Annotated in this window: 20 protein-coding genes; 10 read left to right on the plus strand and 10 right to left on the minus strand. The window is 44.8% G+C overall.

Features of this window, described 5'->3' with window-relative positions:
- The first annotated feature begins 71 nt into the window (after positions 1 to 71).
- The 7 genes from AC0L6N_RS16570 to AC0L6N_RS16600 all read left to right on the plus strand — a co-directional run bounded on the left by AC0L6N_RS16570 (position 72) and on the right by AC0L6N_RS16600 (position 7,911).
- Positions 72 to 1,199: a polysaccharide lyase family 7 protein gene (locus AC0L6N_RS16570; RefSeq protein WP_473476089.1), complete on the plus strand. Its 1,128-nt coding sequence runs from the start codon at positions 72 to 74 to the stop codon at positions 1,197 to 1,199.
- Positions 1,200 to 1,282: 83 nt separating this feature from the next.
- Complete coding sequence (locus tag AC0L6N_RS16575) at positions 1,283 to 3,553, plus strand: polysaccharide lyase 6 family protein (protein WP_473476091.1); 2,271 nt, start codon at positions 1,283 to 1,285, stop codon at positions 3,551 to 3,553.
- 133 nt (positions 3,554 to 3,686) lie between these two features.
- Positions 3,687 to 4,448 carry an SDR family NAD(P)-dependent oxidoreductase gene (locus tag AC0L6N_RS16580; protein ID WP_473476093.1) on the plus strand — a complete coding sequence of 254 codons (762 nt, stop codon included), beginning with the start codon at positions 3,687 to 3,689 and terminating at the stop codon, positions 4,446 to 4,448.
- A gap of 33 nt (positions 4,449 to 4,481) precedes the next feature.
- The gene (locus tag AC0L6N_RS16585; RefSeq protein ID WP_473476095.1) at positions 4,482 to 4,916 is read left to right on the plus strand and encodes an RbsD/FucU family protein; all 435 of its coding nucleotides are present in this window, start codon (positions 4,482 to 4,484) and stop codon (positions 4,914 to 4,916) included.
- A 100-nt stretch (positions 4,917 to 5,016) separates the two neighbouring features.
- Positions 5,017 to 6,255: an Nramp family divalent metal transporter gene (locus AC0L6N_RS16590; protein WP_011576369.1), complete on the plus strand. Its 1,239-nt coding sequence runs from the start codon at positions 5,017 to 5,019 to the stop codon at positions 6,253 to 6,255.
- A 22-nt stretch (positions 6,256 to 6,277) separates the two neighbouring features.
- Complete coding sequence (locus AC0L6N_RS16595; protein ID WP_473476097.1) at positions 6,278 to 6,766, plus strand: gluconokinase; 489 nt, start codon at positions 6,278 to 6,280, stop codon at positions 6,764 to 6,766.
- 71 nt (positions 6,767 to 6,837) lie between these two features.
- Positions 6,838 to 7,911 carry a polysaccharide lyase family 7 protein gene (locus AC0L6N_RS16600; protein ID WP_473476100.1) on the plus strand — a complete coding sequence of 358 codons (1,074 nt, stop codon included), beginning with the start codon at positions 6,838 to 6,840 and terminating at the stop codon, positions 7,909 to 7,911.
- Between the two features lie 170 nt (positions 7,912 to 8,081).
- Here AC0L6N_RS16600 and AC0L6N_RS16605 read toward each other — a convergent pair whose 3' ends face one another.
- The 4 genes from AC0L6N_RS16605 to AC0L6N_RS16620 all read right to left on the minus strand — a co-directional run bounded on the left by AC0L6N_RS16605 (position 8,082) and on the right by AC0L6N_RS16620 (position 13,388).
- A complete protein-coding gene (locus tag AC0L6N_RS16605; RefSeq protein ID WP_473476103.1) occupies positions 8,082 to 9,158 on the minus strand; it encodes a class I mannose-6-phosphate isomerase in 1,077 nt (358 codons plus the stop codon).
- Between the two features lie 153 nt (positions 9,159 to 9,311).
- On the minus strand, positions 9,312 to 10,553 hold the full coding sequence (locus AC0L6N_RS16610) for an Nramp family divalent metal transporter (protein ID WP_473476106.1): 1,242 nt from the start codon (positions 10,551 to 10,553) through the stop codon (positions 9,312 to 9,314).
- Between the two features lie 135 nt (positions 10,554 to 10,688).
- Complete coding sequence (uxuA, locus tag AC0L6N_RS16615) at positions 10,689 to 11,888, minus strand: mannonate dehydratase (protein WP_473476108.1); 1,200 nt, start codon at positions 11,886 to 11,888, stop codon at positions 10,689 to 10,691.
- A 42-nt stretch (positions 11,889 to 11,930) separates the two neighbouring features.
- The gene (locus tag AC0L6N_RS16620) at positions 11,931 to 13,388 is read right to left on the minus strand and encodes a mannitol dehydrogenase family protein (RefSeq protein WP_473476110.1); all 1,458 of its coding nucleotides are present in this window, start codon (positions 13,386 to 13,388) and stop codon (positions 11,931 to 11,933) included.
- A 666-nt stretch (positions 13,389 to 14,054) separates the two neighbouring features.
- Between AC0L6N_RS16620 and AC0L6N_RS16625 the strand changes: the two genes are divergently transcribed.
- Positions 14,055 to 17,093: a TonB-dependent receptor gene (locus AC0L6N_RS16625; protein WP_011576376.1), complete on the plus strand. Its 3,039-nt coding sequence runs from the start codon at positions 14,055 to 14,057 to the stop codon at positions 17,091 to 17,093.
- Positions 17,094 to 17,369: 276 nt separating this feature from the next.
- On the plus strand, positions 17,370 to 19,616 hold the full coding sequence (locus tag AC0L6N_RS16630; protein ID WP_473476112.1) for an alginate lyase family protein: 2,247 nt from the start codon (positions 17,370 to 17,372) through the stop codon (positions 19,614 to 19,616).
- Positions 19,617 to 19,754: 138 nt separating this feature from the next.
- Here AC0L6N_RS16630 and AC0L6N_RS16635 read toward each other — a convergent pair whose 3' ends face one another.
- Positions 19,755 to 20,717 carry a cation diffusion facilitator family transporter gene (locus tag AC0L6N_RS16635; protein ID WP_473481367.1) on the minus strand — a complete coding sequence of 321 codons (963 nt, stop codon included), beginning with the start codon at positions 20,715 to 20,717 and terminating at the stop codon, positions 19,755 to 19,757.
- Positions 20,718 to 20,929: 212 nt separating this feature from the next.
- Between AC0L6N_RS16635 and AC0L6N_RS16640 the strand changes: the two genes are divergently transcribed.
- Entirely contained in the window at positions 20,930 to 21,340 is a 411-nt protein-coding gene (locus tag AC0L6N_RS16640) for a hypothetical protein (RefSeq protein ID WP_473476114.1), read from the plus strand.
- A 153-nt stretch (positions 21,341 to 21,493) separates the two neighbouring features.
- On the opposite strand, the gene AC0L6N_RS16645 is transcribed toward AC0L6N_RS16640, so the two are convergent.
- The 5 genes from AC0L6N_RS16645 to AC0L6N_RS16665 form a co-directional block, all read right to left on the minus strand.
- Positions 21,494 to 22,879: an NAD(P)(+) transhydrogenase (Re/Si-specific) subunit beta gene (locus AC0L6N_RS16645; RefSeq protein ID WP_006991068.1), complete on the minus strand. Its 1,386-nt coding sequence runs from the start codon at positions 22,877 to 22,879 to the stop codon at positions 21,494 to 21,496.
- Between the two features lie 12 nt (positions 22,880 to 22,891).
- Positions 22,892 to 23,173: an NAD(P) transhydrogenase subunit alpha part 2 gene (locus AC0L6N_RS16650; RefSeq protein ID WP_006991067.1), complete on the minus strand. Its 282-nt coding sequence runs from the start codon at positions 23,171 to 23,173 to the stop codon at positions 22,892 to 22,894.
- Positions 23,173 to 24,342, minus strand: coding sequence for an NAD(P) transhydrogenase subunit alpha (locus tag AC0L6N_RS16655; RefSeq protein WP_473476117.1), 1,170 nt, complete (start codon positions 24,340 to 24,342; stop codon positions 23,173 to 23,175). Before AC0L6N_RS16655 ends, AC0L6N_RS16650 begins: the two co-directional genes overlap by 1 nt.
- A gap of 155 nt (positions 24,343 to 24,497) precedes the next feature.
- Positions 24,498 to 25,421 carry a sugar kinase gene (locus tag AC0L6N_RS16660; RefSeq protein ID WP_011576382.1) on the minus strand — a complete coding sequence of 308 codons (924 nt, stop codon included), beginning with the start codon at positions 25,419 to 25,421 and terminating at the stop codon, positions 24,498 to 24,500.
- A gap of 64 nt (positions 25,422 to 25,485) precedes the next feature.
- Positions 25,486 to 26,784: an MFS transporter gene (locus AC0L6N_RS16665; protein WP_011576383.1), complete on the minus strand. Its 1,299-nt coding sequence runs from the start codon at positions 26,782 to 26,784 to the stop codon at positions 25,486 to 25,488.
- Positions 26,785 to 26,828: the final 44 nt, after the last annotated feature.

Genomic DNA, 26,828 nt, shown 5'->3' on the forward strand with positions numbered 1-26,828 from the left:
AAATACAGTCTTATGTAAGCGCGGCTTGACCCAAAGGCCATTAAAGCGAGTCGATAAATACGGGATAATATATGACCAATAAAAGCGTTGTACTTGCTACATCACTGACGTGTATGTCGCTAATCGGTTGTGGTGGTACGCACACAACTTCTTCTACTCAAGCTCAACTAACCAGTTCGATAGAATCACAAAAAGCCCCTGGCAGTTCGTTTGATTTAAGCCATTGGTATCTCACCGTTCCGCTTGATGAGGACGGCGACCAAGTGTCTGACATATATGATGTGGCGGATTTGCAGAGATTCTCTCATCCAGATTTTTTCTACCTTGATGAGCAAAATAATATGGTGTTCGCTACACCAAATCGAGCGGCCACAGAGCGCACATCAACCAATACGCGCAGCGAATTACGCTACATGCTTCGGGGTGAAGACACGTCCATTCCTGAGGGCGCTCCTGGCAACAACTTCGCTTTAGCGGCACATAAAAATGCTCAGCAGTTTGCCGCTATTGGCGGGAAGTTAGAGGCAACCTTACACGTTGACCACGTAGCCACAAATGCGCAATACCCAAATAAGCCGCCCGCTTATTCCGTTGTCATCGGCCAAGTGCATGCCTTCCAATTGGATGATGAGCAGCAAAAAGCAGGATTTGGTTGGGGTAATGAACCTCTAAAAATTTCTTATAAAAAATGGCCAAACCACTCAACAGGGTCGGTATTTTGGACCTATGAGAGAAACTTAGCCACCAACGATCCTAACCGCATTGATATTGCTTACCCTGTTTGGGGCAGTAATTGGGATGACCCTAGCGACCCGAGTGACAAGGGCATCGCACTGGGTGAAGAGTTCAGCTATGAAGTAAACATCGTTGAAAATGTCATGCACTTGGTTTTCACCAGTACCGAACACGGCACAGTTCATCAACACATTAACTTAGCGGATAACATCGACGCCAATGGCAATATTGACGAAGCGGATTATCCTTTGGCTTACCAAGACGAAACGCTGTATTTCAAAGCGGGAGCGTATAACCAGTGCAGTACTAAGCAAAACGACCCTAGCTTTCGCTACCCAGGTTGTTCCGGTACTGGCGATTGGAAAACAGACCGAGCCAACGGTGACTATACCCAAGTCACATTTTCTTCATTAAAGGTTAGCCCTGCAACGCCTGCTCAAGGCACTACTGGAGCACTTAAGTGACCATAAAAACAGAACTGAACTCATTACTTGCCATGCCTTTTCGTTTGCAAGGGGTACAAAAGAAAATCAGGAGTATAAGCAACATGTCCAAAGTGCCTAAAAGCCGTTTATCATCCATTTTAATACGATCTGTAAGACTACCAGCACTCGCGCTGGCGTTGCCACTGCTGACGTTTTCTCAATTGAGTCACGCTGCATTAGTTGAAAACATCAAACAGTTCAATGACGCTGTATCGTCCGTTAAGCCAGGGGACGAAATCGTCCTCGCAAATGGCTCATGGAATGATGTAGAGCTCGTGCTAAAAGGTAAAGGTTTGCCAGACAAACCCATTACGTTAAAAGCGCAAACGCCGGGCAAAGTCATTATCACAGGGCAATCTAATTTGGCGTTCTCTGGCGAGTATATTGTGATCTCTGGCTTAGTGTTTAAAGACGGTGCAACACCAACAGGCGAAGTCATCTCGTTTCGCACATCAAACGAAGACGTCGCAAATCACTCACGTGTGACCAATACCGTGATTGACAACTTCAGCACCGATTTACGTCAAATGTCTGATTTATGGGTGGCCATGTACGGCAAGCATAATCGCCTTGACCACAACTCCTTAGTGAACAAACGTAACCGCGGCGTAACAGTTGCCGTGCGAATGAACTCTGAAGCCAGTCGCAAAAATCATCACATCATTGAGTACAATTACTTTGGCCCTAGACAAATACTCGGCGCCAACGGCGGTGAAACCCTGCGTATCGGCACCAGTCATTTTTCTCGCGAGTACTCGAACACCACAGCCCAGTACAATTACTTTGACCGCACAAACGGCGAGCACGAAATCATCTCCAATAAGTCCAGCGGCAATTCACTTATCAAAAATGTCTTTTTTGAAACCCAAGGCACGTTAACCATGCGCCACGGCCATTTCACTAAGGTGGAAGGCAATTACTTTTTAGGTAACCGTAAACCCAATACCGGCGGCATTCGCATTATTAACGAAAGCCAAACCGTGAGTAACAACTATATGTACGGGTTAACCGGTAAACGCTTGCGTGGTGCGTTAGTGATCATGAACGGCGTACCTAACTCACCACCGAACCGCTACGATCCCGTTATTGATTCGGCTATGAACAACAACATTGTTATCAACAGCGACCACATTGAACTCGGCGCAGGTGCCGATGCCGAGCGCTCTGCTGCGCCTAGCACTTCTGAATTTAAAGGCAACATCATACTGGGTAAGTCTAATCTTGAACCTTTTACGTTGTACGACGATATGTCAGGGATTAATTTCGAGGGTAATTACCTAAACGACGAAGCCAGTACCCCCATTAAAACAGGTTTTGCTAGCACGCCTTATTCAGTTACGACCAACCAATACGGCTTAAAATCTCCCGATAAAGCATTACTCGAAGAAATTGGTTTTGGCGAAGTGAAGCTGCCAGTAACAAAAGAAGAAGTAGGCGCTGATTTTTATCCTAAAAATGAGGCTTTGGTGGCATTTCAAAGCGGTAAAACCATCCACGTAAAAGCAGGTACAGATACTCTGACCAGCGCTCTGGCAACGAGCCAAGGTGGAGACGTGCTGGTGCTCGAAAACGGCGCTGATTACCTGCTCACCAAGTTTGCCGAAGTACACCACCCAGTGACAATCATGGCTAAAGAAGGCAAAAAACCGGTTATTCGCTCACAAAAGCCTAACTTCATCAATATCGAAAATGGCGGTGCCTTAGAAGTTGAAAATCTGTGGTTTGATGGCGCTGAATCTCCTGATTACAAAGGGAACACCATCATAGGCACCAGTGGCTACTCGATGAATATTAACTACAACTTGTCAGTGCGTAACGTGAAAGTGACCGACTTGGATGTGAATGGTTATTTTTACTTCTTTAAAGCCAACGCAGGCACCTTTGCTGACTCCATTGAAATCATCGATTCAGAATTTAGCAACATTACGGGTGCCATTCTGCAATTAAACCGTGAAGTCGACGATTTAGGTGTGTACAGCGTTGAAAACCTTGTGATTTCGGGCAACACCTTCACCAATGTAAAAGAAGAAGTGGTCACCGTATATCGCGGTGGTACCGATGAAAGTACCTTTGGCCCGATGGTAACCATCACCAACAACACTCTGAACAATGTAGGCAAAGGCTCTACACACAGATCAGGCGCGTCTATGTATTTTCACGGTGTGCAAAAACTCAATATCTCTGACACAAAATGGGATAACAGCGCACCACTGGAACTGTTCTTGACCAATGGTGGCCCCATCACAGTGATTGACAATGTTGAGATGAAGAACACCGATAAAATCCGCGCAAATAATGACGAATATGAAAGCTCAAATGTGACCTACGACTAGCGTGTCCGGTTAAGTAGAGAATGGCAGGAGTCAGCATCAGGTTGAATGCATTTTCGCCTAATGCCCCTGCCCACGCCGCGAGCAGAAGCAAGGTCAATAGCAGCAAAAAATTATAGATTCAGGAAGACTAGACATGACAAAACTTGTTGGAAAAAACGTACTTATTACTGCAGGTGCACAAGGTATCGGCGAAGCGATCAGCAAGCACCTGATTGATAACGGTGCAAACGTGGCTATTCATTATTTTTCTAGCAGTGATACGGCTAATGAATTACTTGAATATGCAACGAGTAAAGGGGTAAAAGCCGTTGCGATCAAGGGCGATCTAACCGATGAAGCCGAAGCCAATAGCCTTATCGAAAAAACAGTAGAGGCCCTCGGGGGCATCAATATATTGATTAATAATGCGGGCTCTTTGGTGGCAAGGCGCTCGCTCAACGATATGGATGCCGAGTTTTGGCACAAAGTCATGGATATAAACCTAACCTCCATGATGTTTGTGACCCGCGCTGCTGCGCCTTACTTAGCAAAAAATGAAAATAGCAGTATCGTCAATTTAGCGTCTCTTGCAGGTCGTAAAGGTGGCCACGCCGGCTCTTTAGTTTATTCCACCAGCAAAGGGGCTATTTTAACTCTGACCCGCGCACTAAGCGCGGAGTTAGGACCACAAGGAACGCGCGTTAATGCGGTCGCACCTGGGCTGATTTTAGGTACCTCATTTCACAATACCCACACCACTAAAGAATCGGCTGATCAAACCATCGCCGGAATTCCTATCCAACGAGCAGGCAACGCCGATGACGTAGCGCGAGCTGTGGTCTATTTGGCCTCAGAATATGATGGCTTCATCACAGGGGCGACGCTGGATATTAACGGTGGCGTTTACAACATGTAAGCGCCTTATGGGCATTTTTAAACGAGTAAACACATGCTTAAAACAGCAGTAATACATCCTAGTATTTTAGAGGCGCTTGGGCGCTCGGGTCACTTCGCGCAAGTTGTTATCGCTGATGGTAATTTGCCTGTGGCTGCCATGACCGGACCAAACTCAACCTTAGTGCACTTAAACTTTCGCCCAGGAATGTTAGATGCATTAAGCGTACTCGAGGGCATTCTTGAAGTATGCCCGATTCAAGGGGCTATCGTGATGGAAAAGCCTCCTGAGGCAAATGCCGAAATTCACACGGCATACCAAGCTCTATTAGGTGATGTGACTTGGAAAGCCATGGAGCGCTGGGCGTTCTACGACAAAATCCGTGACCCAGCCACCACCTTGATTATTCAAACCGGTGAACAACGCCGATTTGCCAACCTGATATTGACGGTTGGTGTCGTAAAAATGGCAGAAGAGAGTCGTTTTTAATCGATTACGCTAAAGAACAACAAAGCACAATAGAAGCACCTAAAGCAGGCTATGAAAGCCTACAAATAATAATATTTACGTTCATTTTTGAGGAATAATAGTGTCAGCATTCATTAGAGCTATTCTGAGTTTTGGTCCAGCGTTTTTAGCCATTGGCTACACCATTGGCACTGGCAGTGTGACGGCAATGATTGTCGCAGGCAGTACCTTTGGCATGCAGCTGTTATGGGTTTTATTGTTAAGCTGCTTATTTTCAGGGGTGCTTATTTACGCCTACGGTAATTTTGCCTTAGTTACAGGAGAAACCGCGCTTTATAGTTTTAAGAAACACCTTAAATTCGGTAAGGTGATTGCGATCCTCATCATCATAGGCGTGTCCTTTGGTCAGTGGAATTCCCTGACCGGTATATTAGGGATTTCTTCCAATATTTTATTTGAAATGATCGCCTTGTACTTCCCCGCAGTAGTTCCGCACAAGTATGCTGTAGTAGTAACAATTGCTGTGCTCGTTATCAGCATTATGTATGCAATATTACTCATAGGTAAGTACTCATTATTTGAAAAGATACTAGTGATTTTTGTGTCTTGCATGGGGCTATCTTTCATATTGTCGCTGTTTGTTGTGCACCCCATGCCCGCAGAAGTCGTACGCGGACTTATCCCCGTTATACCTGATGTCGTCGGCGGAAAAATGATGGTGGCTGCATTTGTAGGAACCACCATGGCCTCGGCGACGTTTTTGTCTAGACCTTTATTTATTCAAGGCAAGGGCTGGGGTATTGCTGACAGAGCACAACAAAAGAAAGATGCGATTGTTGCCGCAGTACTGGTGTTTATTATTAGCGGCTCAGTTATGGCCGTCGCCGCAGGGGCCTTGTTTCATGAAGGAAAACCAGTGACAGACGTGCTGGATATGGTGAATGCCCTTGAACCCATAGCAGGTAAATTTGCCCTGACGGTTTTCTTTTTCGGTACGCTCGCAGCGGGTTTGTCGTCAGTGTTCCCTTGTATGTTGATTGCCCCGCTGTTAATTGAAGATTACCGCTCGGGTAAATTAGACACACAATCTACGCAGTTTCGTATCATCACAGGTCTCGCTGCGTTATTTGCCCTCACGATCCCGGTATTTGGTTTTAACCCTGTTAAAGGACAGTTATTAACCCAAGTCTTTAATGTATTTGTTCTGCCATTGGTTATTCTAGGTATCATTTTAATGATCAATAAGAAGAAGATGATGGGTGAGCATGCCGCGGGATACTTACTCAACATCGTATTAGGCTTAGCGTTTATGTTTTCAATTTTGATTTCATTTAACGGTATTCTTGGCTTATTAGAGTAATGAAGAAAAATAAGGGTACATCATGATTGTAATTGTTTGCGGCGTTTCAGGAACAGGAAAGTCAACCATAGGTAAGATGCTAGCTGACGCCCTAGCACTCCCCTTTTATGACGCCGATGACTTTCACCCTGAGGCTAATGTACAAAAAATGCAAAGTGGCAGGCCGTTAAATGACGAGGACCGGCAACCGTGGCTTGAAGACCTTGCTACTGAGTTAGCTAATTGGGAGCATAAAAAAGGGGCCGTACTTGCTTGCTCTGCATTAAAAGCGGCATACCGAGAAACACTGGCGGCAAAATGCGCCGGCCCTATCGAGTGGATTATCCTACATGGCTCAAAAGCCCTACTTACTGAGCGCTTAGGCGCGCGTAAAGGGCACTTTTTCGAGCCTAAATTACTCGAATCGCAGCTCACAACATTAGAGCTACCCAATGATGTGTCTGTAGTGGATATACAAGCCCCACCAGAAAATATAGTGCAATCAATCGTGGCACGCTTAGCTGACTCTTAAGTCCTGTTTTGAGGACCCAGCAAATAGGCTGTAAACGCTAAGTTGAATCAGAAATTAAAGGAGTACCCATTATGAAGACTAAAACGATAGGCGTGATAGCCTTGAGCCTGCTAACACTGGCTGGGTGTAATACGACCAATAACGAAAGTGCAAAAACGCCAGTAGTGCCCGCCGAAAAATTTGATCTAACCCATTGGAAAATTACCATCCCCACGGATAACAACCATGACGGGAAAGTCGACGGGATAAGCGCGGCGAAAATACAAACCTTCCAGCATCCTGACTTCTTTTATCTTAATGGTGACGGCAATATGGTTTTCGCCGTTCCGAACAAAGCTTTTACTACACCCAACTCCAGCAACACTCGCAGTGAGTTACATCAAGTCGTTGCTGACATGGATGCCAAGAGTGATAAATTCGCGGATAACTTTGCTTTGCAAAATAACAAAGACGCACAGCAGTACGGTCAAATAGGCGGTAACTTACAAGCTAGCCTTGCAGTCAACCATGTGGCGAAACGCGCTAAGTACCCGAATAAGCCACCTGCGTTCTCTGTTGTTGTGGGCCAGATTCATGCCACCAAGGACAAAGAAAGAGTCGCTGAAGGTAAGGGCTATGGTTATGGCAACGAGCCGTTGAAAATCTACTATAAAAAATGGCCAAAACATAAGTACGGTTCGGTTTTTTGGAATTACGAGCGTAATCTCGCCAAAGAAAACCCAGACCGCCAAGATATAAGCTATTCGGTTTGGGGCACCCCGTGGGATGAACCAACAGACCCAGGTGAGCAAGGTATCGCCCTTGATGAATCCTTTAGTTATGAAGTGAACGTATATCACAATACCATGTATTTAACGTTCACTAGTGAGCGTCTTGGTACAAAGGAATTTGAGATAAACCTAGCCAATAACATCGATGCCAATGGGCAAGTAGATAAGCTTGACCACCCGAACGGTTACTCTGGTGATGCGAATTTCTTCAAGGCCGGAGCATACGATCAGTGCAGTATTAAAGACGACCCAGGGATGTGGTACCCAGCATGTTTAGGCACGGGTGATTGGCAAACAGATAAGAAAAATGGCGACTATGCTCAAGTGACATTCTCGCGTTTAATAGTTGGACCTGCTAAAGAACCGCAAAAATAAAAGAGCACAGAGAAATCAAACAGCAAAAAAGCCATCAAATCAGCCGTTATTAAGTACGCTAGTTTGATGGCTTTTTGCGTTGTGATAACACTATAACTATAAGCGAGCTAAACAAGCAGCGCTTGCTAGCTATTTTCTAGTGAAATGCGACGAATCTAAGCGTTAGCAGGCTATGTGTTACCGGGATAGCACTCTAAAATCGACAAACCTGATGTCGATTCGTACTCAAACTCCGTCACTCCCGCAGGGCAGAAAAAGCGCTCCCACTGTTTTAACTTTGTTACGTCATCACCAATACGCAACGTACCCGCGCCTTGTGTTACCACGCCATAGAAAAAAGCCTCTTCATTGCGCTTGAACGTACTTTTCACGGTGGCACGCCTAACGGTAAAACAAGAGGTATCCTTAGCACCGATCAGCTCTTCTAACGTATTACCTTGCTCATCAGAGCTAAGCACCTTGGGGTGACAACGAAATTCAGCATCAACTTGCTCAGCTGGTACTGGGCTAAAATTAAACACATCTAATGCGGTCTCAATTCCCCGATCCATGAACCTCGCTTGCTCGGGGATAACATATCCGCAGCGCTCAAACTCAAATCTGACCGCCAGATCAGAAGGCTCCATTATCTCCAACATCAGAATGCCCTCGCCCAGCGCATGCGGGCGGCCTCCGGGGAGCAAAAACACATCCCCCGGCTTGACGGGAATGGGATCGAAACAGCTTTCAATTGATTTAATATCTTGGTTTTCTATCCACTCTTTTAACTGAGCGCGACTAGGCGGCCGCTGAAAGCCCGCGTAAATATAAGGCTCACTGACATCTTCGCGGGTTTGTAGAATAACGTAAGCCTCTGTTTTGCCCCTTGGTAAACCCAAACGCTCTTGGGCAAATTGTCGTGTGGGGTGCGCCTGAAAATGCAATCGCGTGGCGCTATCGAGGTACTTAACCAGCGGAATATCCTCAAGCGTACGCTCAGTGTCATTCGTTTTACCCAAAAAATAGTCCTTTTTTTGGGTCAGTAAATCTCGAAAAGGTACCGTCTGCCCGTCGTCACCAGTGACCATGGCTAGCCCTTCAGAAATGTGCTCGCGGCCGACGTTTCGCGCTTCAACCGTGGAGCCAATCCAGTCTTCTGGAAAGCTAGAATCTTCGGGGGTCTCTTTTCCTTCGATAGTATCTAGCAGCTTACCGCCTTGATAGGTACGCCACACACGATTGGCATTGAATTTAAAAATCTGACTCATAAGATTATTTCCATGACTAGTATCGGAAATGAGAGTTGACCTCATCAGCCGAAAATTCGAAAAATACAGCTCTAATAACTACAGAATAAAAGTCTTTAAGTGAGTGCTGTTACTCAATTAACACAGTCAATAGGCGCCCAGAGCGTTGTGAATTTACATCGCTTGCAGGGTAGAAAGAATGCCGTTGTAGCTCATGTAACTCATGACCAACGCAAAGACAAAGATCAGCGATAAGAAAACATTGGTTATAGTGGAAAACTGATGTTTGCCCATTAACGCTTTCTTATTGCCGATGTAAAAAATACAACCCACTGTCGCCGGTAACACTAAGGCGCCAAATGCTTGAGAGCTGACCATTACCGCAATGGGCTTAGCATTAAAAATCGGCACAATTAATCCCAAGCAAGAGATCACAAGCGCCATAATGCGATAGCTTGGTCTTTTTAAGTCCGGCTTACGCTCATGAAAATCATCTAACAACCAAGGCAGTAAAGCCACATTAGGAAACTGCGACGATACGCCAGCGGCAATCAGCCCGATAGTGAATATGGCCACCGCTGCAGAGCCCGCCAAAGGCTCTAGCAGATTTATCATTTGGGTAACATGAACCAAGGTAATCCCTTGTACATACAAAGAGCCTGCTGCCGCTGCCATTATTGATGTGCTTACAATAAACATTAAAAAAGCTGAGAACAGCGCATCACGATTTTGAGTTTTCAGATCTGCCAAAGTCCAACCCGCCTCTTTTACCAGTATGGTACGCAGAATGAACAGCCCTGAGAAAACCGTAGTACCCACCATAGATGCTATAACCAGAAATGAGCTTTTGCCGGGCGCAGTATCCGGTACGTTTGGTACCATCCCTTGGAGTATTTCGATTGCGGGGGGCATTAGGATAGCGAAGTTAATTAAAAAGCATAACGCCATGATGCCTACGAACAGAGCCAGTACCTTTTCGAATACTTCCGTTTTACCAATTAGAAAAATCACATACACAAAGGCGATAAAAAACAGTGCAAAGTACAGCTGAGAAATCCCCCCTCCAACGAAGTTCTTTGACCATTCGTAACACACGTCAGCAAGAATACCCATTACGCCTATTACGCTTCCGCAAATTTGAGTGGTAAGGGCCACAATAAAGAAAATACTGACCGCTGGATGTATATGTCTTTTGAAGGACTGCAACGCGGTTAAACCGGTGACGAGGGTAAACTTGCCAAACAGTTGAATAAGAAAGTAGGTAATGGCGCAGGAGATAAAGATGGTCCATAAAAGTGACATGCCATAATCAGCACCTGCTTTTGCCATGGCAGTAACGCTGCCCGTGCCCACAGTGAACCCAAACAAAAATATGCCGGGCAGTAGCGATTTAAAAAACGTCTTCATGTTGCTCATATTAGTTCGTACCATTTCGTATTATTGTTAGGGGACGATAAAAAGAGACGAATTTAATCTTTACCACGACCGACATGATTCGTCTTTTTTGACGGGACGCCAGTTAATTTACAGCCCGCCAATTATACAAAACCGCTATTGCAGCACTGATAAAGCACGAATAACGCCGCGCACTTCAGCTAAGCCTTTCATGCGGCCTATGCCTGAATATCCAGGGTTAACGGTTTTGCCAATATCTCCCATCATTTGATGGCCGTGATCTGGGCGAATGAAAATGCCTAAGCTGTCAGCACTTTCTTTTGAACGACGCGTTTCTTCATTCAGCAACTCTTTAACGACCTGCACCATGTCGATGTCGCTATCAAGGTGACTGGCTTCATAAAACGAACGCTGTTCATCTGGGTCACGACTCACCCCACGCAAATGTGAAAAATGGATACGCGGGCCAAACTGTTTAGCCATTGCAGGTAAATCGTTATCAGGCCTACTGCTGTAAGTGCCCACGCACAAGGTAATGCCATTTGATTCACTAGGCAGCGCCGCAAACAGCAGCTCTAAATCATCAGCGGTACAGATGATCCGTGGCAGGCCTAGCATGTCTCGAGGGGGATCGTCTGGATGGATGGCAAGCTTGACGCCCATGGCTTCAGCCCGAGGCAGTACTTTAGATAGAAATGCAAACAAGTGACTGCGCAGCACATCACTGCTAACGTCTTTGTAATTGGCAAGCATGGCGCGAAAATCGTCTATTCCATAACTGTCTGTCATTCGCCCAGGTAAACCCGCAATGATGTTATTGGTCAGTTTGTTTTTTTCTTGCTCTGACATTTCATCAAAAACGTGCTTGGCTTCTTTGAGTTCTTCTGCACTGTATTCAGCTTCTGCGTTTTCGCGCTGTAAAATAAACAAATCAAAAGCGGCAAACTTTTTCTGATCAAAACGCAAAGCATAAGCACCTGTTGGCAGCTTAAAATTAAGGTCTGTGCGCGTCCAATCAATGACGGGCATAAAGTTGTAGCAGATCGTTTTAATGCCACACTTTGCCAGATTCTCCATAGAGAGGATCCAGTTTTCTATGTATTTTTCATGGCCTGGTCGCGCCAATTTGATGTCTTCGTGAACAGGAATACTTTCAACCACACTCCACGTTAACGGCGCTAGACCTTGCTCGCACTCTTCAATCAACGCTTGATGTTGGCGTATAGCCTCAATGCTCCAAACCTCACCGGTAGGAATAGTATGCAGCGCACTCACCACATCTGTAGCGCCAGTTTGTCTTATTTCGTCTATGGTCACGGGGTCACTCGGCCCAAACCATCTCCAGGATTCACGCATAATTATTCTCAGTTCAGTAATGTAAATTGGTTTTCAAGTTTGTTATGCAAAACAATGCACGATTGCTTCTTCGACTCCCATGCCATTGATATAATCATGGTATCCGTGTACTGACGCCATAAAGCCCGTGTCACTGAAAAAGCTAAACTTGTTTGCCCCCGCCAAGGTAAGAAATGCCAGCACATCAGACGCAGCACCGGTTGATGAAGAGTTCGTGAACTCATCGATTAACGGGTCGTTAAGGTCGCCTCTTACCAACGCTTTATGAATAAAACATACCCAAGCGGCAACAGCGAAAGCTAAATAGCGGGTATCAACACTTTGCTTGAGTGCATCATCGATACTGGGGAACCAGCGTTGTTGGATTTTTTGTGAGCTATCTGTTCCCACTTGTAAGGCGGCGTAAGGAAGGTTGCCATTTCGAAAACGAGCAAACACCTGGGCTATATAGTGCTCAGCTTGAAGGCCATCAGGCACGCTGGTCACAGGCATTACATTTAGTTTGAGTGCTTGCTCGGTGAATTGGGCAAGTGTTGGACGTTTTAGCGCTTCATGAATAAAGCGGTCCCCAACTAAATACCCAAGCGCTGCAAGCATGGAATGCCCCGCATTGAGAAAGCGTAATTTAACCCGTTCAAAAGGCGCTATATCGTCAACAAAAAGCGCACCCACCTTATCAAATGGCGGGCGGTCGCCTGCAAAATTATCTTCGATAATCCACTGGGTGAAGGGTTCTGCGGCGACGGGCGCGGCATCTTGAACGCCTAGCTCTTGGGCGACTTCAGTTTTTAATAGCTCGTCGGTCGCTGGGGTGACTCTATCTACCATCGACGCGCTAAAAGCGACATTTTCATTTACCCAACTCACCGTTTCTGGGCTGTGCTTCGCCAGTAACATATGCACCCCATCCCGTAGGCGCTCACCACCAGCATTCATGTTGTCGCAACACAGTAGCGTTATTGGGCTATCCCCCTTGGAGGCCCTTTTAATTAGGCCTGCGGCCAGATAACCATAGGTAGTTTTGGGTGCTGTAAGCGATGCTAGATCGTTGGCTACATCGGTACTTTCAAGATCAATAACACCGTTTTTAAGGTAATAGCCTTTTTCGGTGATAGTCGTCGTAACTAACTGGGTTGGTTCACTCGCCAGTAAATCAATTACCGCTTGTGGATTTTCAGGCCCCACCAACATATTTTGAATCGCGCCAACGACACGAAAACGAGTCTCTTTTTCACCTAAAATCGCCAGCGTATACAAACAGTTCTGGGGGGCAAGGTTGTCACGCATTTTTGCTGAGCGAAGAGATACACCTGTTATTCCCCAACGCGTTTCACCTTGATTGAGCAGTGCGTCGCAATATGCGGCTTGATGAGCTCGATGAAAATTACCTGCACCAAAATGGACAATACTAGGCAAAACAGCACCTAGGGCATAGTTAGGCTTCTGAACGGTGTCGGCCACATTTAGCATGGAAGAAATGCTTAGTCGTTCTATGTTCATCAATTCTCATTCTCAGATTACATAATATAGTCTTTGCGTAAAAAGCACTTAACTAGAACGTTTGAGTGCCCGCTCTTTCATAGACTCATTTCAGTTAGAGTTCTGTATCACTTTCGTAACATTCGTCCTATTTACATGGCTTAACGAATCGATAGTTAAAAAAGCGGTAAAAAAGTCGCCCCAACACCACCCTGCGACTATAATTTACTGGAACTTTACATTATTACCAATAAGACGAGCGAAAACTTAAATGTTAACAAAACCATTATGACCATTTCAAAACTAAAGTCTAGTGCATAGGATATAACCAAAAATTAAATAGCCTAGTTTTATACTAGGCTCTGAGCAAATCAAGAACTGACGCTCACTATGAAAATCAACATAACCTATTGATTCAGATGATATTAAGCCCCACCCATTAGCTAGTCATGATGACAGGTAATATATAGCCGATCATATTGGCCTTACCAAAATAAACCTACTTTAGTCTTATCACCCTGATTAAGGGTTGACCAATTTGTTTTTATGGAATACTTTTGTAACAACCTTGTTAGCGTTTTGCAGGCCTTATGTAATCTTGATGTTGCAAGGTGCAAAAACTAAAAATTAACAATGTGGTGTGAAAGGGTCCACTCAATCCTTTATTCGCTGCACTAGGAGACACAAATGGGACACAAACTATCTAAAATTACCTTAGCGGTGTTATCAGCTACTTCGTTAAGTTTCGCTTCATCCGCACTTGCTCAAGAAGCTCAGCCAGTTGAAGAGAGAGACGTCGAAGTCATCGCTGTATCAGGAATACGTAGTTCACTTACGAGTGCTCTTCTAGAAAAGCGTGAAACAAATAACCTGATCGAAGTCATTGAAGCGGTAGACATCGGCAAGTTACCAGACCAAAACTTGGCTGAGGTACTGGAAAACGTAACAGGTATTCAAATTACGAGAACAGCAGGTATCGGTACCGGCGTGCAGATTCGAGGCAGCAATGCTAACCGAGTTGAAATTAACGGGGCCTCAACGGTAGGTTCAGGTTCTGGTCGTAGCGGAATGAATTTTGAGGATTTGTCTGCGGCGATCATTGCAGGAGTTGAAATAACCAAAGCGCCGGAAGCAAAAACCACCGAAGGTTCTATAGGCGGCACGATCAATCTACGTACTATTCGTCCTCTTGAATTAACGGAGACTTTGGGCTCTATCCGCTTGCAAGGTGAAGACAGTAGCTTGACAACTGATGGCGTGCAGCCAAGGGTTTCAGGTGCATATGGCGATAACTGGGAACTTGACTCTGGTAGATTTGGTTTTGTTATCAGTGGTAGCTATACCAAACAAGAAGCGACTTCATTTCGTCCACGCCTCGATCGTGATGGCAGCTTAGTTGAAAATGTTAACGCAGATGTTATTCGAAGCGGGGAGTTAGAGGATCAAGCTGCAGATAGACCTATAGCCCAATCGTTCGATTTTCTTGGTATTCAATTCTTGAACCAAGAATTGGAAAACTTCGAGTATGAAACGACCAACATCGCGACTACATTTGAATTTGCACCGAACGACAACATGAAATTTTTCTTCGATGCGGTCATTACTGACCAAGAGCGTCGTCAAGATAGCACTCGTGTACAGGCGTCTGGAGTAGGCAGCGTATTGAACTATAGTTTGCCAACTGAGTTTGAGACCGTTAATTTTGGCTCTCTTGATGGCGTGAATTTAGGCAGTATTCAAGCTGCAGTGAGAGGCACAATTCAGCCTAATTTGGGTGTTGACGATGATGATCCTAATCTTCGCTTTAACAGTGATACTGGAGCACGGATCACAGACACTGAAATATTTAGATTAGGTGGTGAATGGCAAGGTGAAAACTTGTTCGCAAGTTTTGAGTTTTCAAGCGCGAGCTCTGATACTGAAACTCCTTCACTTAATACTCAGTTGAACTTTATTAATCCGAATCCGCTTACACCGCTGGACAATCTCGATGAAGACGGTAACCCAACCGCTGACACCAGCAACGACAATAGTGTGCCATTTATTTATGATCTAACCGGTGATTCATTGGCGTTTGGCATAGATTTCGCTTCACCATTTGCACCCACCGTAGCCGATTTATTAAATCCTAACAACGTAGTGCTTGATCAGGTCGATTTGACGCGCAGTACAACTGAAAACTCAGAAGATGCCTTTCGCACCGATTTTACTTATTTCATAGATGATTCCATTGTTACTTCTGTAGATTTTGGTTATCGCTACAATAAAACTGAACACAGCGCAGTCAGCATTTCAGACCGTATTGGAGGATTCAGTAAGTTAGTAGATAGCCCTAATGGCTCATTGTTCTCAGAGTTATTAGTTGAAGGCCCGGATCATTTTGGGGATGCTGATGGTAGAGAATTAGCTTTTCGTAATTTCTTGATTGTCGACCCAGACCGTGCTTTCAGTGATCGAGATGGAACTTTGGAGATACTGGAGTCGGCTATTATTGCCCACGGCGGTAATCAAGATTTAGCAAACTTAGTACCTGATTCTTCTGAGATTTTTAGCATCGAAGAGAAAACTCATGCTTTGTATGCACAAGCTAACTTTGAGTACGAAATGCTCCGCGGTAACATCGGGGTTCGCCATATAGAAACAGATATTGAATCTATAGGTAACACTGAAATAAATGGTGTTGTCTCTGCAGTAACAAACAAAGGCGATTATAGTTATACACTCCCTCGTTTAAACCTTGTTGCAGATGTTGCCGAAGACGTTGTGTTGCGTCTTGGTTGGGGTAAAGATATTTTGCGTCCTAACTTCGGTGACTTAAACACATCTGTATCGTTTGGCACCAACGAGAACCAGTCTGTTGAAATTGGTAATGCAGGGCTTGAACCAGAAGAAGTAACCTCTTTTGACTTGTCAGCTGAATGGTATTTTGCTGAAGCTGCGGTTGTCAGCATCGGTTATTTCAAGAAAGATCGTACCAACTTATTTGTGACTAACTTAGAAAGTGCAACCCTTGATGCTAACGGGTTACGAGATAGCAACCCTGCTTGTTCAGGTGGCGGTATCTACAACCCTGCTGTTCAACCAAACGTGTTAGGTGACCCAAACACAACAGGCTTATGTGTTGACGTTGAAACGTTCTTTAATGACTCAGCTACAACCACTCAATCAGGTGTAGAAATGGCATTTCAGTATGACCTTTCTAGCTTTGAGGATGATCTAGGTTGGGCGTCAGGCTTCGGTATTCTAGCTAACTACACTGTGCAAGAATTTGACGGCGGTTCAGCTTTCTACACCTCAGCCACCCGCGGTACTGATGTATTCAATGCAATAAACGGTGTTTACGATGACAGTCAATTTGTAAAAGTGACGTCCGAGCGAGGCTTACTCGACTTTTCCGAGAATGCCTACAACTTTACTTTGTATTATGAAAAGTATGGTTTATCAGCTCGCGTGCGCTATACATGGCGTGAAGCATTCCGCACCGAGGATACAGCAGCGGGTGCGAGCTTGAACTCAACGTTAGGTTTCCCAGTTGTAACACATGACAGAGGACAGCTTAATGCCAGTATCAGTTATGATGTGAACGATCAGTTAAACTTGGGTGTTGAAGCCGTCAACTTGACCGAGTCTGATATTACTCAGTCTTGCGTGAACGAAGATGCTTTACTGTGTGCTCAGGGTATAACAGACCGTCGGATTACCTTTGGTGCAAGTTATCGCTTCTAAATTGTTAGAGCGAGAGCTCAAACAGACACAGTGATACGCAAGTAAAAGTAAAAGCCAACCCCAGCGCAGTGCTGGGGTTAGCTGTTATTTACGACTCAACTATTTAATATAGTTTTTTCAGATCTTGCAGTTGCACAATAAAGCATCCCGTTGTGAAGAAAGTACATAAATACGTACCGACTACCACACACTAACCTGCTCGGATATGCATCCGTTAATCCGCTGAATTAAACCATTACTCCTTCTATAACGTGTACTTAATCGGAGAAAATAGCGATGAAAAAAATGAAAATGACTGCCCTACTGTTAGTGGCAGCTGCACTCAATGCGCCTTTGGCATTGCAGGCGCAGGAGCATCCAAATCTGATTATGACCAAATCTGGTATTGAAAAAGTCAGACAGAACTTAGGCAATGTGCCTTTATTTGATGCCTCAGTACAAAGTGTAAAGAATGAAGTGGACGCTGAAATTGCGTTAGGCATAGACACCCCCATCCCAAAAGACTTTTCCGGTGGTTACACTCATCAAAGACACAAGCTCAACTTTCTAACGGCGCAGAAAGCCGGCGCGCTGTATCAAATATTGCAGGACGATAAATACGCGAAATATATTCGTGACATGTTATTTCAATACGAAGCTATGTATAAAGATTTGCCTGTTCATCCACAAGAACGCTCTTACGCTCGCGGCAAGCTATTTTGGCAATGTCTGAATGACAGTAACTGGCTGGTGTATATGGCTCAAGCTTATGATGCCATTTACGATACCCTTTCAGCACAAGAGCGAGACAAACTCGAAAACAATCTTTTTCGCCCCTTCGCAGATTTCATCTCGGTTGAGAATCCGCAATTTTACAACCGAGTACACAACCACAGCACGTGGGGAAACGCAGCAGTAGGTATGATCGCTCTTGTGATGAACGATGAAGAACTGCTAGACAGAGCGCTATACGGCATCGAAGACGACGGCCTTGAGTTGGGTGGCCGTGATAATGACGGCGGCTTTATTAAAGTGGCTGGTCAGAAAGCCGGTTTCTTAGCGAATTTGGAGGACCCCTTTTCACCCGACGGTTATTATACCGAAGGCCCCTATTATCAGCGCTACGCCATGTATCCTTTCCTCATTTTCGGTTTGGCCATGAATCATGTTAAACCTGAAATGAAGGTGTTTTCCCACAAAGATAACGTGCTGCTTAAAGGTGTCGACGCATTGCTAAATTTAACCGACGCTGATGGCGAGTTCTTCCCGCTTAATGACGGCCAAAAAGGCATGTCTTACTACACTCCAGCTTTGGTAACAGCAGTTGATATTGCCTATCAATACGGTGAACAAAATCCGCAATTATTAAGTATTGCTGAAAAGCAAAACCAAGTACTGCTAGACCAGTCTGGTTTGGCCGTCGCCATGGGGATTCGAGATGGAAAAGCCCAACCGTTTGTGAAAAATTCTATTAACCTCAGTGACGGCCAAGAAGGTGATCAAGGAGGCGTGAGTGTATTACGCTATGGCAATGAAGAGCTTACCTTAGTATTCAAATATGCCGCACAAGGGCTTAGTCACGGTCATTATGACAAACTTTCGTTTTCCCTTTATGAAAGTGGCGATGAAGTGCTGCAAGATTATGGCCTAGCGCGCTTTGTTAACATAGGTCAGAAAGGTGGCGGTAACTATTTAAAAGAAAATAAAACCTGGGCTAAAACAACCATTGCTCACAACACCTTGTCGATAAACGAAAAAATGCATTTCAGTGGTAAATACGAAATTGCCAGTGAGCATCACTCTGATCTCTATTTTTATGATGATACAAAGGATGATGTAAAAGTTGTTAGTGCAACAGAGAGTAACGCTTATCCAGGTACAAAGATGCACCGTACTATGGCCATTATTAAAAATGAGGGTTTCGAAAAGCCGTTTCTACTGGATATTATGAAGGTCAAATCTGATAGCAAAAACCAGTACGACCTACCATTTTATTATATGGGTCAGGTATTGAGCGACAATTTTGAGTATGACTCGCCTACCTCCTTAAACCCATTAGGTGACCAAAATGGTTATCAACATCTGTATTTAGAGGGAAAAGGCAAACCGTCTTCAAACACCACGCAGTTTTCTTGGTTAGGTGATGGTAAATACTACACTTTGACCTCAGCCACAGAGGAGTCTGACGAGTTGTTACTGACTCGGTTAGGAGCGAATGATCCAGATTTCAATTTACGTAGAGATGCCGCATTCATGCTGCGCAGGAAAGACAGCGGCAATACCACTTTTGCTTCAGTTGTTGAACCCCATGGCAGCTATAGCCCGGTGTCTGAGTTGTCGGTTAACTCTGACAGTAGTATTGCCGAGCTGAGCGTGGTGCATGATGATGACGCATATACCGCTGTATCGATTGAAAGCCTTAAAGGCGTTAAAAGCGTATTTATTCTAGCGAACAAAGACGCCACGAAAAGCAAACAACACAAACTTAAGGTGAACGGTAAGGTATTCAGCTGGACTGGCCCCTATTTCTATACAGGGTCTTAATTATATACCTGCGTTTGCTGAGTTAGTTTTTGTTTTTTAACGAGCCAACAGTCAAAAAAGGGTGATTACCACTAACAGGCAATCACCCTTTTTCTTTTATTGGCCAAGCACAGCGAATGTATTAATGATTAGGCAAGATTAGTCATCTCTGCATGCTTCCTCAGGAAACTCAAATTCGATAGTGGTATGGGAAAGCTTGTATTCGCTTAAGCACTCTGCCACTTCACATTTAATCGCCACGAGTTGCTCGGGCTGCAGTAATTGCTTCAACACCAGATGCGCAGTTAACACGTGCTGTTCACCGTCTAATGACCAAAAATGCAGATGGTGTATACCGTCAACAAACGCTATTTGTTGTAACCTTTGTTTAATTTGCAGTTGAACCTGTTCATCGGGTGCGCCTTGTAAAAATAGCCCAAGGGTCAGGTTAATGTTGCGCACCACGTTATACAAAATGAATAAGGTAAACGCGATAGAAAGTAACGGATCCAGAATGGGCAAATTAACAAACATCAACACCACTGACACTATCAGCACCGCTACCCAACCCATAACATCTTCAATTAAGTGCCAATTTAGCACGCGCTCATTCAGCGTATTTCCTGCACTTAATTTGTAAGCAGCAAACCCATTTACGCCAACGCCTAGTAAGGCAAGTAAAAACATTCCCTCAGTGTGGGGCATTTCTGGGGCAAACAAGCGCGGTATGCTTTCAATCAGTACCCATATCGACCCGCACACCAGTACCACGCCGTTAAGCATGGCAGCCAACAATGACAGTCGCTTAAAGCCGTAGGAAAATCGAGCTGTCGCTTGTTTATTGCCCGCGCGCTGTAAAAACCAAGCGGTGCCAATGGACAGACTATCGCCTAAATCATGTACGGCATCCGCCATGATCGCGGTACTGTTGGTTAACCAGCCGCCAATGAACTCAATAATAGTAAAGGTGACATTGAGCAAAAATGCCCAGCCAATACGATCTGATGAAGGGTCGAAGTGATGGTGTCCGTGATGAGAGTGACCATGGTGAGCATGCCCATGTTCTGGATGTCCTTGCTCAGTATGAGTATGCGCATGCTGTGATTCTTTTACTTGAGTCATGATCTGAGTGATGGATCCAATTTCTAACGTTGCGATATAACTATCACAAATCTCATTGTCTTTCATTTCCTCTAGCAAAGTATGCAAAGTATGCAAAGTATGCAAAGTGTAAATGTTTAGCTTTATTGCGCTAGCACGCTTGCATAAATTGAACTTGAGCGTGCAAACTCTGTCTTTTAAACAGCCTTTATCCATTGAGAATACGCCGCTTTATGAAACACTACTTTTCCTTAATACTTGCTCCTGTGGCATTATTTGGATGCGCCACATTGATACCGCTAGAAGATGGCTTAACGCCATTCAAGGGGCAGCCTGTTAATCAGCTTTTTAGTGTAATTGGTTTCCCTGATGATATAGAATTGATTGATAATAAAATCATTCATACCTTTCACATTGAACGTAATCACATTGGTTTAGTGACCGAGACAGAGCAAGCAAACGGTTTAGAAGGCCAAGATCCCCTTATCGCCAAAGACATGATGCAGCCTTCACAAGTCAATGTTGAGTGTGCGTTAACCGTCATCACAGATAAGAAAAAAATCATTGAGCAGTGGCATTATAAAGAAGCTTATGAAGGGTGCACGCCGTACCGCGAAAAGCTAGCAAATTTCGAAAGTCGATAAACACTCATATCAATTCCACTACATTTTCGCTGAGTGGCCAAATATTTAATTGAGTTGGTCTCAAACCCACATAAAAAAGCCCTCTTGGCATACTGATGCCAAGAGGGCTTTTCGTTGTTTGGAGTGAATTTACGTCATCCAAACACAGGCAGATTAATCATTAAACTGCCTAACGATACTGCTCAGTGTTTCTTTTGCATCACCAAATATCATGCGTGTATTGGGTTTAAAGAATAACGGGTTATCAATCCCTGCAAAGCCCGACGCCATACCACGTTTAAGTACAAATACGTTCTTGGCTAAATCAGCATTAATAACTGGCATGCCATATATAGGACTGCCTTTCATTTCACGAGCGGCAGGATTAACCACGTCATTCGCACCGATAACCATAGCCACATCGAAGTTTTCAATGCGCTTATTAATATCGTCCATCTCGAACAGATGCTCATAAGAAACGTCAGCTTCAGCAAGTAGTACGTTCATGTGCCCAGGCATACGCCCAGCAACAGGGTGAATAGCGTAAGCTACTTCACAATCGTTTTCTTCAAGCTGAATTTGCAACTCTTTCATTACGTGTTGTGCTTGTGCAACCGCCATACCGTAGCCAGGAATAACCACTACTGACTGCGCTGCTTCTAACACATAGAAGGCATCGTCAGCAGAAAGAGGTTTCACTTCGCCTTCGATAACCATGTCTGATTTATGCACGGCCATAAAACCTGAGAACAGTACGTTACTCAACGAACGATTCATTGCTTTACACATAATGTTGGTCAAAATTATACCGCTTGCCCCGACCAGTGAACCCGCAACAATTAGGATATTGTTTTGCAGTGCAAAACCGGCTGCACAAGCCGCTAAACCTGAATAACTGTTAAGCAATGAGATAACCACGGGCATATCGGCGCCGCCGATAGGCAAAACAAGCATGATGCCAAATAGCAGGGACAACGCTAAAGCAACATACAAAACCTCTGCTGACGATAAGGCAAAATCGGGTTGTGCAACAAAGGCGTACCCCGTGGCAACTATCGCCAAAACGATAATCACGTTAACAATGGCTTGGCCGCTAAACGTTACCGCACGGCCCGTGATACGCTCACTCAACTTGGCCCAAGCCACGATACTACCTGAGAATGTCACGCCACCAATCAGCAAAGCTAAAAAGGTAACGATTAAAATAAAGGCGGTTAACCCAGCACCACTTTGAATGGTCGCCCAAGCAACAAATACACTGGCTAAGCCGCCCACACCGTTTAACAAAGACACCATTTCAGGCATGTCTGTCATGGCCACTAGACGCGCGGCAAAGAACCCAACAACACCACCAGCAAGCATGGCGATGGCAATCCATTGGAAATTCACAATATTGTTATCAAGTAAGGTCACGACTATTGCTAATAACATAGCGACAGCAGAAACAAGGTTGCCCTTACGCGCGCTTGATGGGTGACCAAGAAGTTTTAAGCCGAATATGAATAAGGCTGCAGAAATTACATAAGTGAAATTGATCACTAAATCTATATTTGATGTCATATCTTGTTCCACCTACTGCTTTTTCTTGAACATGGCTAACATTCTATCGGTGACTAAATACCCACCCACAACGTTAATCGTCGCCAAAAATACGGCAAACGCACCCAAGTACATGGCATATTCGCCCAAGGTTTCATCTCCAGCTAAGGCCAGAGCACCCACTACTGTGATCCCAGAAATCGCATTCGCCCCTGACATCAAGGGTGTATGCAAAGTAGCAGGCACTTTTTGAATTAATTCGAAGCCGACGAAAATCGACAGCAATAAAATAAATAGCAAATAAATGGCTTCCATTACGCTACCCCGTCTTTTGTAGTTTGTTTTTGAGACGCATAAAAATCACTGATCATGGTATTCACCACTTTTCCTTGATAAGTGATAATACAACCTGATTGCACTTCATCTTCGATATCCAAAGCGAAGCGGTTATCGTCTTTCGACCAAAACTCGCTGATCAAGTTATATAAGTTAGCGGCATACATCTGAGTAGCGTGTTTTGCTACGCCATTCGCCCATGCGCCTGTGCCGATAACATTCACACCATGAATATCAACTGTTTCCCCTGATACGCTGCCTTGCACGTTACCGCCAGTCTCAGCAGCCATATCAACAATCACACTGCCAGGGCGCATAGAGGCTATTGTTTCTTGGTTAATCAGTACTGGAGGCTTACGTCCGAACAGTTGTGCTGTGGTGATCACAATATCTGAATCAGAAATACATTTGGCTTGCTCACGTTGTTGAATTTGCATTTGCTCAGGTGTCAGTGCTTGGGCATAACCTTGTCCGGTTTCGCCCGTTTCACCCAAATCAATGTCCAAAAACTTAGCGCCTAACGACCGTACTTGCTCGGCTACCACGGTACGAGTATCGAATGCAGTTACACTTGCCCCTAAGCGTTTCGCGGTGGCGATTGCTTGTAATCCAGCGACACCAGCACCGATAATAAATACCTTAGCTGGCTTTAATGTACCCGCGGGCGTCATCATCATAGGCAGTACAGTCGGCAACGTATTTACGGCTTGCATGACCATCACATAGCCCGCCAAACTGGCCTGGGAGCTTAGCGCATCCATCTTTTGACAACGGCTAATACGCGGGATCATTTCCATGCTGATACTGGTTACACCCTTTTGGCATAGCGTATCCACGAACGCGGGCTCATTGAAAGGGTCCAAATAGCTCACCACAAGCGCGTCTTGCTTTAACAACGAAACTTCGTTTGCACTGAGCTTATGTAAACTCAGAACAATGTCACCTTTGCTCAACAACTCTGCGCGGCTGGTAGCAACGCTCGCTCCCGCCTCTACGTATTCATTATCAGTAACATTAATGTGCTGACCTAAGCCAGATTCAATCAGCACATCAGCACCCAGTAATTTGTATGCCTTTACGTTAACAGGTAAAAGCGCACAGCGTTTTTCACCTGCTTTCATTTCAGCCGGAAATGCAATAATAGGCATAGGCCCTCCAAGTTTTGTTACAATTTGACTCACAACAGTGCACAAACTATGCACTGCTCGAGTGCAAGTTAATAATTCAGTTTAGTTATATAGAATATGTAAAAATCGTTATAAAAACGTAGACTTACATTAATTGCAGTGATGAATGTCAACTATTATTGATTAAGACGCTCAATAAATTCTGACTCAGGCGTGATGGCGCCGGGATACTGAATAACGATTGCAGCAGCCTTAGATGCTAGGCTCACAGCATGCTCTATCTCTTTACCTGCTAATCTGGCTCCAAGATAAACACCGTTAAACGAGTCCCCCGCTGAGGTGGTGTCGACAACGTGCTCTACAGGTGCGATGGGGAGGTGGATAAGATTGCTGCCCAACTGACAGTAAACGCTATTAGCACCATTTTTTATGACTAATTCGTGAATGTCATAAGGCTGGCAAAACTCTAGAATTTCACTGAGTTGCGTTAGGTCATACAACTGAGCGAAGTCATCAATCCCGGGTAAAAGAATATCGGTCAGCTGATAAGCGTAATGAAATTGCTGTTGCGCTTCTTCTGGCGAGGCCCACAGTCTTGGGCGGTAGTTAGGATCAAAAGCCAATTTGACCCCATTCTCTTTTAATTTTTTAAGCATTGCCCAAAATGCGGGACGGTCATCTGGGTGTATCACAGCCAATGAAATGCCTGAGAAAAAAACCAAATCACTGTCGAGCATAGAATTGACCATTTCACTGTCGACGAAGCGCATAAGTTGGCGAGCGGCTGAGTTCTCTCGCCAATAGAGGAATGAACGCTCGCCATGTTCGTCGGTTTGCACCATGTAAACCCCAGGGTTTTGTTCACTTTTGCGTGACAAGTACTGGGTGTTCAGAGATGCCTTCTCACAGTGCTGGAGTAATTTATCACTGACCACATCTTGGCCAATTGCGCTCATGAAGCATACATTTTGCTCCGCAAAACCACGCTTCTGATAAACCGCAGTATTATATGCATCCCCTGCAAATGACTGATGCATAACACCATCTTTACCTTCGCGCAGTTCCAACATGCACTCGCCTATCAACACAACTTTTTGCATAACACACCCTGGGTATAAGTGATTAATGAAGCGCTATGAACTTCATTAATATTGGTTAAACGAGTTACTTTTGACTTTTTAATGGCTCTACTTTCGGGATCAATACCCAAATCGCCAGCATCGCAATTACAGCCAGTGAAGCTCCGATAACGAAGGCCGGGGTATAGTTGCCGTCTGCCGTTAAAATCGGCACTAATGCAGTTAACCCCAAAGCACCTAATTTTGCTGCCATACCTGAAAAGCCAGATAAAGTACCCACCGCTTTTTTACCATAAAGGTCACTGGGTAGCGTTTGCACGTTACCTATCGCAGTTTGGAAGCCAAACAAAATAACAGCCATGATAATAACCGCAGTCGTTGGGCCGCCTGGGTCAGCCATAGCTAATAAAGCGGGCAACATGATCAGGCAACCTAATGTAATGGTGAGCTTGCGGGTTTTGTCCACATTCCAACCCGCTTTGATGCGATTTTGCGCCAACAAACCACCAAACCACGCGCCAATCATAGCCCCTACATAAGGTACCCAACCGTAAATACCAATCGCTTTTACATCCATTTGGTACACTTCGTTCAAGTAAATAGGGATCCAAAAAACAAATAACCACCAGATGGGATCAATCGCAGCAGAGGCAATAATCACGCCCCAGCTTTGTTTGCGCGACAGCAACTCCTTTGTAGTTGGGTTGTACTCGTCTTCTTCACTAGTGGTATCTGACTCTACTGTGCGCTGACCGCTTAAAATGTAGGCACGCTCTTCTTCCGTGATCCATGGATGAGATTTGGGCGGAGCCTTTACCAGAATAATCCAAGGAACAAGCCACAGTAAGCCCACCAAACCGATCACCACAAAGACCATCTGCCAATTGAAGAACACGGTCAGATAGGCAATAAGAGGGATAGCTATGATGCCGCCTATAGCGGCGCCTGAATTAAAAATACCTTGGGCAAGCGCACGTTCTTTACTGGGGAACCAATCAGCATTACTTTTAGCGGCGCCTGGCCAGTTACCTGCTTCTGCAACCCCAAGAATGGCGCGAAAAATACTGAAACTTAGTACGCCCTGAGCGAAGGCATGAGCAGCAGTTGCCAAAGACCACACGCCAATAGACAAAACGAAGCCTAATCGAGTACCTACCCAATCGAATATTTTACCGAATATCGCTTGGCCAAAGGCATAAGATAAAATGAATACAATCGAAATATTTGCGTATATCTGTTTACGTTCTAAATCTGATTTATCTGGAAAGAGATCTTGCACGATATCTGGCCAAAGTACGCTTAATGCAGAACGATCTATGTAGTTAATCACGGTTGCTAAGGCAACCAGAGACACTACCCACCAACGCAAATTTTTCATTTTCATATTTTTATACTCTTGTTTGCCTAACGTTATTATTAGGCTAAAAA

The organism is Paraglaciecola sp. G1-13, from assembly GCF_055809255.1.

Bases quoted from the DNA above. Each gene is read 5' to 3' on its own strand.
- AC0L6N_RS16570 (WP_473476089.1), top strand. From the start codon at position 72: ATGACCAATAAAAGCGTTGTACTTGCTACATCACTGACGTGTATGTCG.
- AC0L6N_RS16575 (WP_473476091.1), top strand. From the start codon at position 1,283: ATGTCCAAAGTGCCTAAAAGCCGTTTATCATCCATTTTAATACGATCT.
- AC0L6N_RS16580 (WP_473476093.1), top strand. From the start codon at position 3,687: ATGACAAAACTTGTTGGAAAAAACGTACTTATTACTGCAGGTGCACAA.
- AC0L6N_RS16585 (WP_473476095.1), top strand. From the start codon at position 4,482: ATGCTTAAAACAGCAGTAATACATCCTAGTATTTTAGAGGCGCTTGGG.
- AC0L6N_RS16595 (WP_473476097.1), top strand. From the start codon at position 6,278: ATGATTGTAATTGTTTGCGGCGTTTCAGGAACAGGAAAGTCAACCATA.
- AC0L6N_RS16600 (WP_473476100.1), top strand. From the start codon at position 6,838: ATGAAGACTAAAACGATAGGCGTGATAGCCTTGAGCCTGCTAACACTG.
- AC0L6N_RS16605 (WP_473476103.1), bottom strand. From the start codon at position 9,158: ATGAGTCAGATTTTTAAATTCAATGCCAATCGTGTGTGGCGTACCTAT.
- AC0L6N_RS16610 (WP_473476106.1), bottom strand. From the start codon at position 10,553: ATGAGCAACATGAAGACGTTTTTTAAATCGCTACTGCCCGGCATATTT.
- uxuA (WP_473476108.1), bottom strand. From the start codon at position 11,888: ATGCGTGAATCCTGGAGATGGTTTGGGCCGAGTGACCCCGTGACCATA.
- AC0L6N_RS16620 (WP_473476110.1), bottom strand. From the start codon at position 13,388: ATGAACATAGAACGACTAAGCATTTCTTCCATGCTAAATGTGGCCGAC.
- AC0L6N_RS16625 (WP_011576376.1), top strand. From the start codon at position 14,055: ATGGGACACAAACTATCTAAAATTACCTTAGCGGTGTTATCAGCTACT.
- AC0L6N_RS16630 (WP_473476112.1), top strand. From the start codon at position 17,370: ATGAAAAAAATGAAAATGACTGCCCTACTGTTAGTGGCAGCTGCACTC.
- AC0L6N_RS16635 (WP_473481367.1), bottom strand. From the start codon at position 20,717: ATGACTCAAGTAAAAGAATCACAGCATGCGCATACTCATACTGAGCAA.
- AC0L6N_RS16640 (WP_473476114.1), top strand. From the start codon at position 20,930: ATGAAACACTACTTTTCCTTAATACTTGCTCCTGTGGCATTATTTGGA.
- AC0L6N_RS16645 (WP_006991068.1), bottom strand. From the start codon at position 22,879: ATGACATCAAATATAGATTTAGTGATCAATTTCACTTATGTAATTTCT.
- AC0L6N_RS16650 (WP_006991067.1), bottom strand. From the start codon at position 23,173: ATGGAAGCCATTTATTTGCTATTTATTTTATTGCTGTCGATTTTCGTC.
- AC0L6N_RS16655 (WP_473476117.1), bottom strand. From the start codon at position 24,342: ATGCCTATTATTGCATTTCCGGCTGAAATGAAAGCAGGTGAAAAACGC.
- AC0L6N_RS16660 (WP_011576382.1), bottom strand. From the start codon at position 25,421: ATGCAAAAAGTTGTGTTGATAGGCGAGTGCATGTTGGAACTGCGCGAA.
- AC0L6N_RS16665 (WP_011576383.1), bottom strand. From the start codon at position 26,784: ATGAAAATGAAAAATTTGCGTTGGTGGGTAGTGTCTCTGGTTGCCTTA.